20 protein-coding genes are annotated in these 14089 nt (G+C 54.8%); 10 read left to right on the forward strand and 10 right to left on the reverse strand.

Annotated features, from left to right (window positions below):
* Positions 1-158 precede the first annotated feature (158 nt).
* From Q0106_RS08305 to Q0106_RS08315, 3 genes are all read right to left on the reverse strand, one after another.
* A complete protein-coding gene (locus Q0106_RS08305; RefSeq protein ID WP_297611455.1) occupies positions 159-1052 on the reverse strand; it encodes a Rha family transcriptional regulator in 894 nt (297 codons plus the stop codon).
* Between the two features lie 413 nt (positions 1053-1465).
* Positions 1466-1759 carry a hypothetical protein gene (locus tag Q0106_RS08310; RefSeq protein WP_297611459.1) on the reverse strand — a complete coding sequence of 98 codons (294 nt, stop codon included), beginning with the start codon at positions 1757-1759 and terminating at the stop codon, positions 1466-1468.
* On the reverse strand, positions 1752-2309 hold the full coding sequence (locus Q0106_RS08315; RefSeq protein ID WP_297611462.1) for a hypothetical protein: 558 nt from the start codon (positions 2307-2309) through the stop codon (positions 1752-1754). Before Q0106_RS08315 ends, Q0106_RS08310 begins: the two co-directional genes overlap by 8 nt.
* A 162-nt stretch (positions 2310-2471) precedes the next feature.
* On the opposite strand from Q0106_RS08315, the gene Q0106_RS08320 reads away from it, so the two are divergent.
* Positions 2472-2810: a hypothetical protein gene (locus tag Q0106_RS08320; protein WP_297611465.1), complete on the forward strand. Its 339-nt coding sequence runs from the start codon at positions 2472-2474 to the stop codon at positions 2808-2810.
* A gap of 17 nt (positions 2811-2827) precedes the next feature.
* On the opposite strand, the gene recT is transcribed toward Q0106_RS08320, so the two are convergent.
* From recT to Q0106_RS08355, 7 genes are all read right to left on the reverse strand, one after another.
* Complete coding sequence (recT, locus tag Q0106_RS08325; RefSeq protein ID WP_297611468.1) at positions 2828-3757, reverse strand: recombination protein RecT; 930 nt, start codon at positions 3755-3757, stop codon at positions 2828-2830.
* 17 nt (positions 3758-3774) lie between these two features.
* Positions 3775-4797 (reverse strand): lambda-exonuclease family protein, encoded by a 1023-nt coding sequence (locus Q0106_RS08330; protein WP_297611471.1) that lies wholly within the window; start codon positions 4795-4797, stop codon positions 3775-3777.
* Positions 4798-4851: 54 nt separating this feature from the next.
* Positions 4852-5103 (reverse strand): hypothetical protein, encoded by a 252-nt coding sequence (locus Q0106_RS08335; protein WP_297611475.1) that lies wholly within the window; start codon positions 5101-5103, stop codon positions 4852-4854.
* A gap of 254 nt (positions 5104-5357) precedes the next feature.
* Positions 5358-6101: a DUF1828 domain-containing protein gene (locus tag Q0106_RS08340; RefSeq protein WP_297611478.1), complete on the reverse strand. Its 744-nt coding sequence runs from the start codon at positions 6099-6101 to the stop codon at positions 5358-5360.
* Positions 6102-6888: 787 nt separating this feature from the next.
* A complete protein-coding gene (locus tag Q0106_RS08345; RefSeq protein WP_297611481.1) occupies positions 6889-7026 on the reverse strand; it encodes a hypothetical protein in 138 nt (45 codons plus the stop codon).
* A gap of 173 nt (positions 7027-7199) precedes the next feature.
* Positions 7200-8075 (reverse strand): DNA damage-inducible protein D, encoded by an 876-nt coding sequence (dinD, locus tag Q0106_RS08350; RefSeq protein ID WP_297611484.1) that lies wholly within the window; start codon positions 8073-8075, stop codon positions 7200-7202.
* 65 nt (positions 8076-8140) lie between these two features.
* Positions 8141-8779, reverse strand: coding sequence for a S24 family peptidase (locus tag Q0106_RS08355; RefSeq protein ID WP_288343920.1), 639 nt, complete (start codon positions 8777-8779; stop codon positions 8141-8143).
* A gap of 126 nt (positions 8780-8905) precedes the next feature.
* On the opposite strand from Q0106_RS08355, the gene Q0106_RS08360 reads away from it, so the two are divergent.
* From Q0106_RS08360 to Q0106_RS08400, 9 genes are read left to right on the forward strand one after another with little or no spacing between them, the layout of a single operon-like run.
* Positions 8906-9136, forward strand: a complete 231-nt coding sequence (locus Q0106_RS08360; protein WP_297611495.1) for a YdaS family helix-turn-helix protein — start codon at positions 8906-8908, stop codon at positions 9134-9136.
* Between the two features lie 10 nt (positions 9137-9146).
* Complete coding sequence (locus Q0106_RS08365; RefSeq protein ID WP_297611498.1) at positions 9147-10106, forward strand: hypothetical protein; 960 nt, start codon at positions 9147-9149, stop codon at positions 10104-10106.
* Entirely contained in the window at positions 10093-10974 is an 882-nt protein-coding gene (locus Q0106_RS08370) for an ATP-binding protein (RefSeq protein WP_297611501.1), read from the forward strand. The genes Q0106_RS08365 and Q0106_RS08370 overlap by 14 nt, the downstream gene beginning before the upstream one ends.
* Positions 10964-11287 carry a hypothetical protein gene (locus Q0106_RS08375; protein WP_297611504.1) on the forward strand — a complete coding sequence of 108 codons (324 nt, stop codon included), beginning with the start codon at positions 10964-10966 and terminating at the stop codon, positions 11285-11287. The genes Q0106_RS08370 and Q0106_RS08375 overlap by 11 nt, the downstream gene beginning before the upstream one ends.
* 22 nt (positions 11288-11309) lie before the next feature.
* Entirely contained in the window at positions 11310-11540 is a 231-nt protein-coding gene (locus tag Q0106_RS08380; protein WP_297611507.1) for a hypothetical protein, read from the forward strand.
* Entirely contained in the window at positions 11537-11938 is a 402-nt protein-coding gene (locus Q0106_RS08385) for a hypothetical protein (RefSeq protein WP_297611510.1), read from the forward strand. The genes Q0106_RS08380 and Q0106_RS08385 overlap by 4 nt, the downstream gene beginning before the upstream one ends.
* Positions 11938-12159 (forward strand): hypothetical protein, encoded by a 222-nt coding sequence (locus tag Q0106_RS08390; RefSeq protein WP_297611513.1) that lies wholly within the window; start codon positions 11938-11940, stop codon positions 12157-12159. Before Q0106_RS08385 ends, Q0106_RS08390 begins: the two co-directional genes overlap by 1 nt.
* Positions 12113-12622 (forward strand): terminase small subunit, encoded by a 510-nt coding sequence (locus tag Q0106_RS08395; RefSeq protein WP_297611516.1) that lies wholly within the window; start codon positions 12113-12115, stop codon positions 12620-12622. Before Q0106_RS08390 ends, Q0106_RS08395 begins: the two co-directional genes overlap by 47 nt.
* Positions 12612-14018 carry a terminase family protein gene (locus Q0106_RS08400; RefSeq protein WP_297611519.1) on the forward strand — a complete coding sequence of 469 codons (1407 nt, stop codon included), beginning with the start codon at positions 12612-12614 and terminating at the stop codon, positions 14016-14018. Before Q0106_RS08395 ends, Q0106_RS08400 begins: the two co-directional genes overlap by 11 nt.
* The last annotated feature ends 71 nt before the right edge of the window (positions 14019-14089 follow it).

A 14089-nucleotide genomic window follows, 5' to 3' on the forward strand; every position in this document is an offset into this window, starting at 1 on the left:
CGAAAAAGCCCTGCTGTGAACCAGCAGGGCTTTAGTATCCTGGGGTGGGAGATGGCCCCCGTCAGTACTTGAACTTACTGTGGTTTACATCTTTCTGTTGATCCTGGCTACTTTTCGGGCTGCTTTTCACCAGGGCCCTGCACTATCCTGCACTCCCATTATACGGCCAACCGCTTCGCCTCCCAGTGCTTGTAGCAGTCAAGGTCTTTGACTGCAAAGCCGAGTTTGGCCAGAGAGTCTTCCACAAAACAAAGGTTGAAGTCCATGATGGCCTCGGCGAACTTCGGCGCGAGCGGGGATTCCGTCTGCTTCAGGAAGTTGTAGAAGAGTTTCAGATCGTCCCGGAAGAGATACCGCCAGCAGTAAACAAAGGTGCGCTGCTTTTCGAGGAAGTCTTCGCTGACCCGGTACATCTTCCTCCCTTCCGGAATATTGAGCGGGGTGAGGTTCGGCTTCCCGCTCTTTGGCAGTGCCCTGGGTTCCTGCTTCGGGGCGGCAGCCGTCTTTGCTTCCGGCACCTTCAGGTCGACGGCGTCGATGAACTTCAGGCATTCGGCGAACTGACAACGCGGCAGTTCGGTATAGCGCGGAATCTGAAACCGCACCTTGATCGCACGGTAGATCGTCTGGTAGTTCGCACTGGAGGTCTTCGCCCGGCGTGCGACGGCCTGCTGAATCTGTAGCTGTTCTGCGGGCGTGATCGTGGTCGGGGCTTCGAGCTCGTGCTTCATGCGTTCGAATTCATCGTAGAAAGCGCACTTGAATTCGAGTGCCTTCGCACCAGTGAAGCCCATGGCGAGGATGCAGAAGCCTTTCTGATCCATCCAGTAGCCAGTTACAGTGCGCTTTGCTCCGGAGCCGATTTCGACCTCTTCGGACCATTGCGCAAAATTGCGCGATGCTAGAAGTTCAGGCTTTTTAGCGATGATGGAGTCAATTGCGCGGACTGCGTCACTATGCTTTTTCGAGAAGTATTCGGCGACGATGCGACTGGACGTGACGGGACGACCTTCGATGACCTTGAAGGCGTTTTGGAAAATAATTTGACTCATAAGAGTGTCCTCTACTGGTTTTGAAGACCCTCTCAGATACCCCGCCAAGGATATCTGAAAGGCGTTCTCTGGTTGGCGGACCGGTGTAGAGGAACCGGCGGGTTGAAACCTCCTACTTCGTTCAATAGAACGGCAGAACGGCAAAGCCGTCTGAACGACATGGCACAAGGCCGAGGTCGACATTTCGGAGAACCCCCAAAGAACGCCTATCGGATATCCTGGGTAGGATATAAAAAATCCGCGATGACGTAAGTCATTGCGGAGCCAGACGCTCCTCTACACTAACGGGCCGCCAAGCCCGCGTCGGCCATTGCGACCGACACAGGAAGCATACCCGAAACAGAAGCGAGTAGTCAAAAAGCCCCGACAGGGAGCCGGGGGCTGCGACCATTTTCGTGGCGTCACGAAAATGGCTAGCCTTGCGGTATTCCTCTTTTGTCATGCTCGATTCCTATGTCATGCGGCATCTTCAGGCTCTTTTTTTGCCCGGTTTCAGTTTGTTCTGCGGCGGAGTTCTGCATATAGCCGAGCCCTTCAACGTAGCGGCGGATGTCTTCCCGTTTCCAGAAAAGCTTGGCGGAAAATCCTTCAACCGGTTTCGGGAAGCGGGTCTTGTCCGAGTACCGGCGGCGCTTGAACGTCGTGACGGAAATTCCCATGAAGGCGGCTGCGGCCGCTTGGTCCATCAGAAGTGTTGTGTTATCCATGGCGGTGGCTCCAGTCAATGTTGTCGTTCTCTTGTTCAATTGCTCTTTTCAGTTGTTCATCTGTGTAGGCGTAACTTCCGTCTTTGCCCCGTGTCAGGTGTCTCATCGCGAAGAACTCCATGACGATTCGTGTCGGCGAGCATTCGAAGCTTTCGCGAATATATGGGCCAGCGATTGCAACTCCTGCCCTGACTGCCTTGAGTTCATCCCCTTTGAAAACGAACCGCGGGTTGTCAGGGTTCATGTCGCAGGCGCGGTCGGCGCAGGCTTTGATTGCGTCTCCGGCTGCGTTGATGACGGGCGTGCATTCCTTTACCTCGTCCTTATCAAGCCAGTCTCTGGTGACAAGTCCCATGGTGCAAAGATTCAAAACGTCCCTGACGCAGGTCATGTCGTCCATCGTCGCTTCGCCTGTCGGGAATTTCAGCTCGGTGATGAGCTCAAAGTCCTGAAAGACGGCCTGCAGATGCTCGATGTCAGAGAGCTTCCAGCAGTTGAAGCGGACGGGCTTCGGGCGGTATTTCTTCCTCGGTCTTTTGTTGTTGGCCATTTTGTTTGCTTCTCTTCCCCGGTGTGGGATGATTGAGGTGTTCTTGCCGGAACATTCGTCAACCATCCCACGGAGGAAGCCATGTTGGAAGAACTGAGCGCAACTGCGTCTCTCGTCTCCCTTGTGTTTAAGGCTGTCAAACGTTTAAAAAAGGAACCTTCTATGCAGCTCTCCGCTTCTTTTGCCGGTCGCCGTGGTGATCGTGTCGAGCTTTCTCTGATTCTTTCTGCGGAACAGGAAACTCTAGTTGAGTCCGTGAGCGTCGATGACTGCGGCCTCGTTGATGATGACGGCCGCGTTGTCGACGCCCTGACAAAACCGATTGTTCTGCATGCCGTCGGCACCGTTGTCCGGGTGGTTGATCTCGGCTACAAGCGCCGGGAAATCAAGGCCGCTCCGGTCGAACTGAAGCTGACGGCCGTGCTCAGAAAAGAGCTCAGAATCATCACGGTTCGCGTTCAAACCGACAAAGGTGAAGCGGTTGCGCGGTCAGCGATTTGATTTCTCTTTCGCTTCTTTCACGGTTCCAGAACTTCCGGCTCGTCCGGATTGAGATCCGGGAGCGGTTCTTTGGGCGCGGCCGTCGGAGCTTCCGGAGCAGGCGCCGGGGCGGGTTCTTCCTCTTCCGGAAGAATCTCGATGCCTACGCCCTTCTCGGTAGCGATCCCGTCGATCACGTCGGACGCGGTGACGGCTTCGCCGCGGTCGGTCTTCTCGTCAACTTCTACGGCGCGCTGCGCTTCGATGCTGACGGGGAGGAGCTTGAACAACCGGCGGATCACAGTCTTTTTCGCCATTTCGGCCCAGTGAGTAGCCCACGGGCCTTTTGTGCCAGCCTTCGACTGACTGCGCACGGCTTCGATTTCAGCGCGGCTCATCACGTCAAACTGGAAGCCGCCGCCGACAAGACGGGCCACGGCGTAGACGTGGGTCACGGGGCCTCGGTCGGCCATAGCTGCAGGGACGTGCCGGCAGTCCTCGTGCAGGCCGAATTCGTAGTGGAACTCGTCGGCCTCGTGCACGCAGTGAGCGGAGATCGAAACGATCTGTCCGGAACGGCGGGCGAGGTCGATCATTCCGCGGTAGCCGATAATCAGCTGCGCATTCGGACGGCCGTCGGAAGCCTTGCCATTCCCAAAAGGGAGAAGGTAGCAGTGCCCCAGGGCGGAACCGGGTTCGAGACCCAACTGAGCGCACTGCAACACGCACCCGTAGAACGACGTCGGGGAACAATTGAGAAGCGCCGGCGTCTTGCGGCATTCGCTCATGACGATACGCGTCAGGCGTTCCGGGGTGAGGGACTTCGGCAGGGCTAAGGCCATTTGCTTCTGAAACGCTTTGCCGGTCACCACGTCCAGCAGGGAGCCTTCTTTCGTGGCCTTGACGGCGACGGCCTTCTTAGCCGCGTTGGGGTTAACTTTTTCGAGAAGAGTGTCGGTAGTGGACATTTTCTGTTTCCTTTCAATTAGTAAACACGGAGGATTCGGGACGGCTCAGAACGTCCTGCGTACTGAGCCCACAATTCAGGGTCATCGGCCTTCAGCTGCTTGGCGTTGAACATCGCACGGGACTGAGACTTGAAGGTGGCTGCTTTCTCGCCACCGATGAGGATTCCTTCGTTTTCGCCGATGAAGCCTGCAATCTTGGTAGCGACGGCCTCCATCTGATCTTTGATGCTGGTGGCCTTGTCCTTTAGCTGGCGGTATTCGCCGATAGCAATGGCGACTTCCGGAGTGGCTTCGACCATGGGGCCGACTTCACGGCGGTACAGGTGCCGGATGTCGTCCAGGTCTTTCGGTTCCGGCGCCTTGCCGCCGAGGACGTTGTCGAACCAAAAAGCCCGCAGCGTGGAAACGATGGCGTTGATGGCGTCTTCGTTTCGGTCGACCTTGTACATACGGAAGTCGTTTCCTCCGATGAGGACAGCCACGTAGCAGACGTGAACCCCGGTGAGTCGCATATACCACTGAACCTGCGTTTCGTAGTAAAGCGGAATCTCGTGTTCGGTGACGACTTTCCCGGCTTTGATCTCGTCTTCTTGGGATTCGCCCCAGAGGCCGGACGCGTAGGCGGATGCGGTCTTGCATTCCAGGATGGCGTCCGTCGTGATGAGCGGTTCGCCTTCCTTCGGATCCTTCGCCGGCCGCACGTTTTTCTGAATCTCCGGCATGACGACGGCGCGGTCGATGTTGGCCCGCATCCAGTCGCCTTCACCGTCTACGAACGTGTAGCCCACGCGCTGAACCTTCATGCCGGTGCGTTTCTGAAATTCCTTGGCGACGATGTCTTCCAGGATGGTGCCGAAGTGCATGGAATCCGTGGCCGGCTGTGGTTCGCCTTCGCCGCGTTTGTCCTGCCACAGTTCGACCGGCGTGCGCCACGGGGAAAGCCCCAGGGCTGCAGCCACGTCAGAGCCGCCGATACCCTTGGTGCGCTGTTGCAGCCACTCTTCGCGGGCGAGTCCGGTGATGGGGATGAGTCTTGTCATTTTTTTTACCTATGCCGCTTCGCGGCTGTCTTCGTTGATTGTGGTGGGGGGGGGTCATGTGGTCTCCTCGTCGAGGTTGAGTTCGTCCATCAGGCGGGAGAACTCGTCTTCTGTTAAGGCGTAGGAGTTCGATACTTCTCTGCGGCTGGTGTCCATCACTGAGACGGTATGCAGCTCGGTGTAGACGAAGTAGCTTTGGCTGCCGCCCTCAAACACCATCACGCGTTCAAGCGGGTTGACGTTGAGCGGCTTCCAGGCGTTGGCGTCTCGAATCAAATCTTCGTTGTGGTTGCTGAGATCAATCATTTCTTACTCCGGTAAGGCAGGGCGCGGACAGAAGCGGTCTGTCGGCTGGTGCGCCCTTTGATCTGCGTCCCGCGTGTAAGGACAAAAATCACGCACAGAATTCATGGGACGCAGATCAAAAGGCACGAAAAAACCCGCAGGCCAAAAGCTTGCGGGTATGAAAAAGCCGCCCGGAGGCGGCTACTGCTTACGCTTTGTAAGCGGTACTATGTAATCGTATTGATTTTGCTGAAAAAATCTAATTATGTAGAATTCTACGTAATTAGATACAGAGTTCTGAGCATTTGCGGCAATTGTTCTTTGTCAAACACCAGCGACTTGTCCACGAAGTATGAAGAACGCTCATATTCGGCACGACCTACCTTTGATTGGCTTTCGATGACGGCAATAACCCGATCTTTTCGTTGCTGACTGCGTAACTGTACGCTCAGTAGTTCTGCTTCCAGAAGACGGGACTTGTCTGCGGCAGCAACGATATAAATCGGAGCGAAGGAGGCACGGCTTAGAAAGTAGTCAACTGTTATTTCGTGCGAATCAGGCACAACATACTTCTCCTGTACTTCTTCTTTCTGCATCACGGAGAAGATTGCTTCCCGCAGTTCATCCTTGAATGCGCTGGCAACCTTTTGCGGGCGCAGGACAACGGTTGAATAGAGAGAAACGGAACATTGAGCCACCCTCAGAATCTGCACTGGCAGGTCGTCTGCCTGTGCAACAGAGAAGATTTCTCCTTCATCGTTGACTTGGATGCCGAACAGTGCCGCCTGCTCTGAGATAAAGTAATTGGCGGCGCTTCCCTCAAAGTCGAAGCCGGCTGTTGAGGCAAACCAATCGGCGTTTCCTCCGTCGGATATTTGGTAGCGATTACCCGGCAGAGGGCGGACACGAATAACTGCATGGTCGTTGGTACCAACGTATGCCAGCGGGGTCTCTACGAGAGAGACTCCGCTTTCGACGTTATTACGTACTTTAAAAAGCTGGCAGATGTTGATATTCATGGCTAAAACAACGATCCTTGGACGAACCGTTTCCCGCTAATGGTAATGCCGGCTGCTTGACAAAACAACTCAATCAGTTTGCATACGCCTTCAAAGATCTGCCTTTGCTGATGCACGCATCATGCCATCAAGTCTGCAGAGTTCGACCAGTGCTTTATTCTCAAGATGCCCAAAGTTTTTCCAGGGAGAGTCATCACCAGTCAAAGGGAGGGGAGGCAAGACAAATGGAGTTGGGCTCATTTGCGTAAATTAAAATGAATTTCAGTGGAGACAAACTCATTATTGACAATCAAAAGGCGGCCCCGATAGAAACAAAGCTATTTGTTTCTATTAAGGACGCTGATGGTGTGAACAACTACGTCAACCCGCTCAGTCTTTCCTAAAAAAGACCCACATCAGCCCTCGGTTTCAAGGGTTGATGTTGGCCTTTTCACATGGTCCCGGGTTGTTACGTCCCGGCGCGGCTCCCCGTGGGCCGGCCATGCTTAGCGCTTGCAGGTGCGCTGCGCGGTTGTTCCGTTTGGTCGGGGCACCACTCCCGGCTCAGGGTACAGAGTACTTTCAACTCCTTTGCGCACGCCTTCAGTGACGCTCGCTGCAGAACAGTTCAGAACCGTTCTTTTGTTTGCCCCATCCCACCGCCCAGGCCGTTAAAAGGAATCGGCGAAAAGGGGCAAACAGAAGAACGATTTGTTCTTCTTGCCGGGCTAGTACCCCGGCAATGAAAGCAACACATACCCGAGGATGACGAAGCCCGAGGCTGCCAGGACGTTTTCGATGAACTGCTTCATGCCAGCACCCACTGAAGAAAGACGATGAGGGCGGTCACGGCGGCAATGGCAATCAGCACTCTTGCCTGTGACCAAAAACGATCCTCGGCAATATCGGCCAGAAGTCCCATCCGGAATGCGTAGTCGAGTGTCATTTGGTGTCCTGTGATTCAGTTGTTTTTGGTGTATGAAGATTACACCACAAAAGCAACTATTTGGCAACCAAATAAGAAACCTAGAAAGTGTATTAAATGATGTATATTTGACGAATGTCAAAACGCAAGGCAACAAAAAACCGCCCGAAGGCGGTTGGAAAATAGATGGGTTGTTAGTTCTTGAAGGCTTTATCTGCAGGTATTTGAGCCAAGCGGCCCGATTCTTTGGCAATTTTCTTTTCGTCTGATTTAACTCTTCGCTCAAGTTTTTGGATATCTTCTTCTGCAGGAAGATTTTCCGGCTTAATTCCTCTTTGCCCAAGCATTTCCCGAACGCTTTTGTTGTTTTGAACGTGTTCGGCAGTGATAGGCGCTTCCCCTCGCAGATCTAACTGGGTGACATTGTGGTTAGTCATCTCCGTAGCCAGGTTTTTTGCTGCAATAGTTAAGGTTGGCAAAAAGTCGGCAAGTGGGCGGGACTTTGAAATGCCCAATTTTGCTTTCATTGCCAAGGTGGTGTTGCCGCCAAACAAAGCGCAATCGCCTCTTGAGCGAATCCTGCCAAAGCCTTTGTCGTCCACCCCTCGTTCGTAGATGTTGCGAGATAGAGTTTTTTCTGACTCACGCAAACGCTCCCGAGCCTCAAGTCGCGCGTGCAGTCGCATTCGGTCTTCAATAAGTTCTTGTTTCCTCGTTTGCACCGCGAAATAGCTTTGGGCAAAGGCTATTTCTTGTTTTCTGGGGTCGCCGTTTTGCGCGATGAGATAGCAGGCATAACGAGTGAGCATAAAGTCGGCGACTTCTCTCTGAGAACCGCTTCCAAGGGGAACCATTTTCGTGACGCCACGAAAATGGTCGTCAGGGTTGAATCCTGTTGATTTGCAAGAGGTTATAGCTTTTCCGATCACGCTGATGAAATTCTCCCAACGAGAATATCCGAGCAGTGGCTGAATGTCTCTGGCAAACCAAAACTCTATGTCTTCGTGTTCGGGTACGTGCTGGATGATGCAGTCAAAAGATTCTTTAAGTGATGGCAAATTGTCAGTCATAACAGGTCCTTGTCTTGAAATCTTTCAGGGGTTACAGGCGACGATACCGCCAGTATGTTCAACCATTACCGAAACCTCTTTCTGCACTCAACCACCACGCCGCAAAGCTGCAACTGCAGCTCTTGGGACGATAGCGTCGGGTACAAAGGGTTCAACGGTCGCAGTTCAAATGTTTCACGGCCGTACTTATCGAATCCTGTGACGGCGTACTGCTTCATCGTGGCTTCATTCATGCAGCCGTTGTCGATTCTCGCAACGACATAGTCGCCTGGCCTGGGGGACAAGTCTGGGTTCACAATCACTGTTTCGCCTTCATGAAACACGGGTTCCATTGACGAGCCTTTGATCGTCAGGGCGTAAGCATTGTCCGGCACGTCGTCGCCCACATCGATCCATTCATCGTACGAGTTGTCGCCACTATCGGTGGGCAGGCCGGCCTGAACGAACGAAAGCACGGGGATTTTTTTCGAACGAGAAATCTTGGTGCCGGTGAGTTCATGCGGTTCATCCAGGAATCCCTTTCCGAGATTCAGCTTTTCTTCAATGTACCTGGCGATACGCGGGCCGAATGACTTTTTGCCGGCAAGCATATCGTTGATCTGCTGCGGTGAACGTTCAAGCGCCCGAGCCAATTCGGCTGCTGTCCCGTACTGCTCACGAACCTTCTCAAAGTTCTCAAGCCGAATTTTCGGTAGGTCAATCATGGTGTTCTCCGGTCAATTTTGACCATTATCTGCCAAATACACCATAAAAATGCACCGACGGTTGCAACGCAAACACATTTATAGTGTATCATACAGTTTATATTCATCAACCTGTACGGTGTTTAAATGAACGAAACCGCGAAGTCCTTTTTCCGCTCTCTCACTGCAGAGGAAAAAGATGCCGTAGCAGCCAAGTGCGGAATTAACAGGCGGTATCTGAACAACCTTATCTATGGCGATAAGCGTCATCCGGGCGTCAAGCTGGCGGCGAAGATCGAACGAGCCACTTCCTGCCGCGTCACCAGGGAGCAGTTACGTCCCGATGTTGACTGGAAGCTTTTGAGCGGCATTTTGTGAAGGTGCTGCTATGGCTCGATATAGAAAAATCGACCCGCGTATATGGAACGATGAAAAGTTCGCTTCGCTTTCACATGAGGCACAGCGCGCTTTCTTTTTCATCCTGACGCATCCGAGCATGACGAGTCTGGGAGCTTTCCGCATCTCAGCTGCCGGTATGGCGCAGGAGCTCGGACTGACTGAGAAAGGGTTTCAGGAACCCTTTCATGAACTCTTGTCAAAGGGCATCGTGAGGTATGACGAAAAGTCCTTTCTGGTCTTCGCTCCGAACTTCCTGAAATACAACCCGCCGGAGAATCCGAACGTCATTAAAGGTTGGGCTGTTGCCCTTGATTATCTGCCGGAGTGCGGCTTAAAGCACGAAGTTTTACTGAAGGCAAAACAGTGCGCATCCAATACTGATAAGGGTTTAAAGGCTTTTGTTGATGCTTTCGGAGATATTTGCCATATCGCTCCGAAAGGGTTTCAGGAACCCTTCCCGAAGGGTATGCCAATACAAGAACAAGAGCAAGAACAAGAGCAAGAACAAGAAATAAAGGTTGGGGGCGCTTTTAGCGAAAAAGTCGCTGACGCTCCCGAACCTCCTCCTTCGGATTTTTGTGACGAGATTCCCGAGAAACTGTTCCCGGAGGACTGGGGCGCTCTTGAGCCTTTGCCTCCGCCGGAGACGAAACCGGCGAAAAAGGAAAAGCGCGGAACGCGTCTGGACGTTCAAACGCTTCCGGACGAGTGGGGAGCCTTTGTCAAGGAAAGGGCACCTGACCTCGATCCTGATCTTGTTTTCGAAGAGTTCAAGAACTACTGGGTATCTCAGCCGGGGCAGAAGGGCGTGAAGCTCGACTGGTTTGCAACTTTCCGGAACAACGTTATCTCGATGCCCGACGGAAAGCGCCGGGCCCTGAGCAGAAAGCACACATCGTTTGAACACGTCAACTACCACGAAGGAATCAACCCCGATGGAAGTTTTTAAGTCAAAGAACGGCACCTTCTACAAGGTGCTTGAGTGGGCCGAGTGCCCGAAGCACGGCCGGTACGTCTCGCGGATCGCCGAGTGGCGGTGCAAAAACGAGTTCGGTTCGCCGTGGTCATGCGTCTGTCAGGCCTGCAGGGATGAAGCTGAAGCGAACCGGATGTTCAGCCAGGCTGCCATCCCTCCGCGCTTTCAGGGCAAGACGATCGAGAGCTTTCAGGCTGGGACCGAAAAAGCTGCAGAGGTTAAGCAGTTTTTTGCCGACTATGCGGCGAACCTACCTGAGTGCATACGGGACGGGCGTTCGGTCATCCTGACAGGGCGCTGCGGGACTGGAAAGACACATCTGGCCTGCGCCCTGGCGCTTGACGCCAAGGCGATGGGGTTCACGGCTCTTTTCACCTCTGTGGCAAAGATCGTCCGGAACATCCGGGAGTCCTGGGGAAGCGCATCGGGCGCTTCTGAGCGTCAGATCATCGACCGTTATGCCGGCGTTGATCTGCTCATCATCGACGAGGTGGGCGTGCAGAACAACACTGACAACGAGAGAAATCTCCTTTTCAGCGTTCTTAACGAACGCTACGAGCAGATCAAGCCCACGATCCTTATCAGCAACCTGAAGCTCTCGGAGATCAAGGCAGTCATCGGTGAGCGCGCTTTTGACCGTATCCGGGAAAACGGCGGCCGGGCTTTTGTTTTCGACTGGGAAAGCTGGAGGCCGGACTCCAAGGCTGCGGAACCGGTTCGGTATAACCCGCTTGCCCGCCTGCACATTGAGGCATTCCCGGACGATGCAGAGCATCCGGAGGTGAAGGTCAGACCGGTTACAGACTACAGGTCCGAACTGGAGAAGTCGGATGCGCCTTAACGAGATCAGCCCGGCGGCACGTAAGTGCGTCCGGTGGATGCGGGCCCACAGCGGTATCTCACGGACCCGCCAAGACATCGAGAAGCAGTCACGAACAAGCGTCCCGGCCGTTACGGAGGCGCTTGGTTACCTTTCGGACAACAGGCAGCTTTACACGAGCTTTGACGCGCGGCCGGAGATGTCCAACGGCATTCCAAATCTGAACTCTATAACGCTCTACTACCGCTTCACGGAAGACTTCGAGGCCTTCGACCGCTCTGTCCGGGCCGAAAGGGACAAGATTTATCCGCCGGAGAAGCGGACGAGAAAATGATTTTTAATGAGGAGTGAAACCAATGGCAAAAATGACGGCCGCAATGGCCGAAAAAATCAACCGGGCTCACAAGCTCGGTTACGGCATCGGCCGCAGCGGTGAGGCACCGTCACGGTATCAGGCCGACATCAACGCCATGAATCCCCAGGAGAAGAAGTACTTTCAGCTCGGGCTGATTGAGGGGCAGATCGAGCGGAAAGAGGAGCTGGCAGTGGTTCACAAAGGTTCACCCAGGGCGGGGGTGTCGGCATGAGCATTTACCTCAACATTGAACTGCCGTACCCGAACCGGATTTTGTTCCCAAATGGCCGCGCTCACTGGCGGGCCCGGGCCAAGTCGGCCAAGGCCTACAGGGCGGCCGGATTCTTTTACACGTCCCATGCGATCGGGAGGGGCCCTAAGCCCAAGATTCCGGAGGAAGGGAAGGTCGTCGTTCGGCTTACGTTCTATCCGCCGGACCGTCGGAGCCGGGATGAGGACAACCAACTCGCGGCCATGAAGTCCGCCCTGGACGGCGTGGCTGACGCATTAGGGATCAACGACAAGAAGTTTCACATTCTCGAGCCGATCTTCAAGGAAGAAGTCGTCAGAGGCGGGAAAGTGGTTGTGACCTTGGATTTTCTTCCACGAACAAGCAAAAAGGCGGCATAGTGGGTTCTAAGCAGCTTGACGTCGGCTCTTTCGTCGTGACTCCGAGCGGGAGAGCCGGCGTCATTGTTGCCTTCACTTACGGCTCCCGGGGCGATCTCCCCAGGGCAGCCGTCCGATACATGAACCGGATTAACGACGAGGTGTGCCTGCAGCCGAAACTGCTGCGGCCGTACGATGATGCCGACAAGAAAAAGCAAAAGGCCAAAGAAGAAGCCGGCTAAGCTGTCGGCAAAACAAAAGCGATTTGTTGAGGAATACGCCGTAGACTGCAACGCTTCTGCCGCGGCAAGACGTGCCGGCTATTCCCAGAAGACGGCCAAGGAGACGGGGTACAGGCTTTTGAGGCAGCCGCACATTGCCAACGCCGTTCAGGAAAAGATGAAGCAGGCGGCGGCACGGGCCGAGCTCTCGGCTGACTTTGTCCGGCAGTTCTGGAAAAAGGCCATTCAGACCTGCGCCCAAGAGGTTGAGGCGCGGACTGCCGACGGGCTGCCGGTGTTGGACCGGGACGGCGAGCAGGTTTACAAGAACCTCGATGCGGCCACGCTCAGAAACCTCCTGGCGGATGTGGCCAAGCATCTGAGGATGTTCGAGAAGGATGACGCAGCCAAAGACGAGGACGACGGCACGGGCGTCATGAAGGTCCCGGGCGTGGCCTCCAAGGAAGACTGGAATGGGCAGTGAACCGCGCGTCATCTGGCAGCCCTTGCCGGGTTCCCAGACGAACTTTCTTTCCTGCCCGTTCTTTGAGGTGCTTCTCGAGGGAAACCGCGGCGGCGGCAAGACTGACGCTTTGCTCATGGACTTTGCTCAGCTTGTCGGGGCCGGATACGGCGAAGAATGGAGGGGCGTTATCTTTCGTCAGACCTATCCGGAACTCCGCGACCTTGAGACAAAAAGCCTCAAGTGGTTTCGACGCATCTTTCCGAACGCCAAGTACAACGTCACCAAGCACGAGTGGCACTGGCCGACCGGTGAGGCCCTGTTGTTCCGCAATGGGCAGACGGCCGACGATTATTGGAACTACCACGGCCATGCCTATCCGTTCCTCGGGTTCGAAGAGCTTACGAACTGGCGGGATCCGGGCTTTTACGAGGCCATGCTCTCCACGTGCCGCTCATCTGTTCCCGGCATCCCGCACTTTGTCCGGGCTACAACCAACCCGTACGGTAAGGGGCACACCTGGGTAAAGGAGCGCTTCGAGATTGGTAAGCGTAAGCCCTGTGAGGCGTGGGGCGAGCCCGGCCGCGAGCGCGTCTACATCCATTCTCAGCTCACTGAGAACACGATTCTCATGGCCTCCGACCCTGACTACATCAAGACGCTTGAGTCGCTCAAAGACCCTGCGCGCAAGAAGGCCTGGCTTTACGGTGACTGGGACATCAACATCGGGACGTTCTTTGCCGAGGTGTGGGACGAACGTACGTGTGTTGTCGACCCGTTCCCGATCCCTTCGAGCTGGAAGGTGTGGAAGTCGATGGACTGGGGCTATTCCAAGCCCTACGCGGTACTGTGGCTGGCTTTGTCCGAAGACGGTGTTTTCTACGTGTGGCGCGAGCTTTACGGCATTGACGCCGATATGCCGAACGTCGGCAGCAAGGAATCGGCTGTCGATGTGGCCAAGAAGATCAAGGCCATCGAAAAGCATGATTCGCGCCTGGGGTACGAGTACCGGATGAATCTTGCCGACCCGGCTATTTTCTCGAACACCGGGGCCGAGCGCAGTATCGGCCGCATTTTCCGGGATGAGGGTATCAAGTGGCTTCCCGCTTGGAACGCCCGCGGCAGCCGTGTGAACGGCTGGCAGGAAATCGTGCGCCTGCTCGCGGAGGGACGGCTCAAGTTCTTCCGCTCCTGCAAAAACTGCATCCGGACGATCCCGGCCATGCCGCCGGACGATTACAACCCTGAAGACGTCGATACCACGTGCGAAGACCATGCGGGCGACGCCCTGCGCTACGGGATCATGCGCCGTCGCCGTAATCCGAACAAGGACGATATCCGGGATGAGCGCACAGAGTCGGATGCGGAAATCACGGACGACGGCATCACCTTCGAGGTTGACTTCGGCAGGACTTGAAAGAAATCTTGCCCGGCCTTCGCTTTTTCGGGTTACAACCGCTACACCATTGAGACAACCTGCGCATACAC

The sequence above is a fragment of the uncultured Sutterella sp. genome (genome assembly GCF_937923675.1).
Lineage (GTDB): Bacteria > Pseudomonadota > Gammaproteobacteria > Burkholderiales > Burkholderiaceae_F > Sutterella.

Excerpts from the sequence above, each read along its gene's own strand:
- Q0106_RS08305 (WP_297611455.1), bottom strand. The coding sequence starts at position 1,052 with ATGAGTCAAATTATTTTCCAAAACGCCTTCAAGGTCATCGAAGGTCGT.
- Q0106_RS08310 (WP_297611459.1), bottom strand. The coding sequence starts at position 1,759 with ATGGATAACACAACACTTCTGATGGACCAAGCGGCCGCAGCCGCCTTC.
- Q0106_RS08315 (WP_297611462.1), bottom strand. The coding sequence starts at position 2,309 with ATGGCCAACAACAAAAGACCGAGGAAGAAATACCGCCCGAAGCCCGTC.
- Q0106_RS08320 (WP_297611465.1), top strand. The coding sequence starts at position 2,472 with ATGCAGCTCTCCGCTTCTTTTGCCGGTCGCCGTGGTGATCGTGTCGAG.
- recT (WP_297611468.1), bottom strand. The coding sequence starts at position 3,757 with ATGTCCACTACCGACACTCTTCTCGAAAAAGTTAACCCCAACGCGGCT.
- Q0106_RS08330 (WP_297611471.1), bottom strand. The coding sequence starts at position 4,797 with ATGACAAGACTCATCCCCATCACCGGACTCGCCCGCGAAGAGTGGCTG.
- Q0106_RS08335 (WP_297611475.1), bottom strand. The coding sequence starts at position 5,103 with ATGATTGATCTCAGCAACCACAACGAAGATTTGATTCGAGACGCCAAC.
- Q0106_RS08340 (WP_297611478.1), bottom strand. The coding sequence starts at position 6,101 with ATGAATATCAACATCTGCCAGCTTTTTAAAGTACGTAATAACGTCGAA.
- Q0106_RS08345 (WP_297611481.1), bottom strand. The coding sequence starts at position 7,026 with ATGACACTCGACTACGCATTCCGGATGGGACTTCTGGCCGATATTGCC.
- dinD (WP_297611484.1), bottom strand. The coding sequence starts at position 8,075 with ATGACTGACAATTTGCCATCACTTAAAGAATCTTTTGACTGCATCATC.
- Q0106_RS08355 (WP_288343920.1), bottom strand. The coding sequence starts at position 8,779 with ATGATTGACCTACCGAAAATTCGGCTTGAGAACTTTGAGAAGGTTCGT.
- Q0106_RS08360 (WP_297611495.1), top strand. The coding sequence starts at position 8,906 with ATGAACGAAACCGCGAAGTCCTTTTTCCGCTCTCTCACTGCAGAGGAA.
- Q0106_RS08365 (WP_297611498.1), top strand. The coding sequence starts at position 9,147 with ATGGCTCGATATAGAAAAATCGACCCGCGTATATGGAACGATGAAAAG.
- Q0106_RS08370 (WP_297611501.1), top strand. The coding sequence starts at position 10,093 with ATGGAAGTTTTTAAGTCAAAGAACGGCACCTTCTACAAGGTGCTTGAG.
- Q0106_RS08375 (WP_297611504.1), top strand. The coding sequence starts at position 10,964 with ATGCGCCTTAACGAGATCAGCCCGGCGGCACGTAAGTGCGTCCGGTGG.
- Q0106_RS08380 (WP_297611507.1), top strand. The coding sequence starts at position 11,310 with ATGGCAAAAATGACGGCCGCAATGGCCGAAAAAATCAACCGGGCTCAC.
- Q0106_RS08385 (WP_297611510.1), top strand. The coding sequence starts at position 11,537 with ATGAGCATTTACCTCAACATTGAACTGCCGTACCCGAACCGGATTTTG.
- Q0106_RS08395 (WP_297611516.1), top strand. The coding sequence starts at position 12,113 with ATGATGCCGACAAGAAAAAGCAAAAGGCCAAAGAAGAAGCCGGCTAAG.
- Q0106_RS08400 (WP_297611519.1), top strand. The coding sequence starts at position 12,612 with ATGGGCAGTGAACCGCGCGTCATCTGGCAGCCCTTGCCGGGTTCCCAG.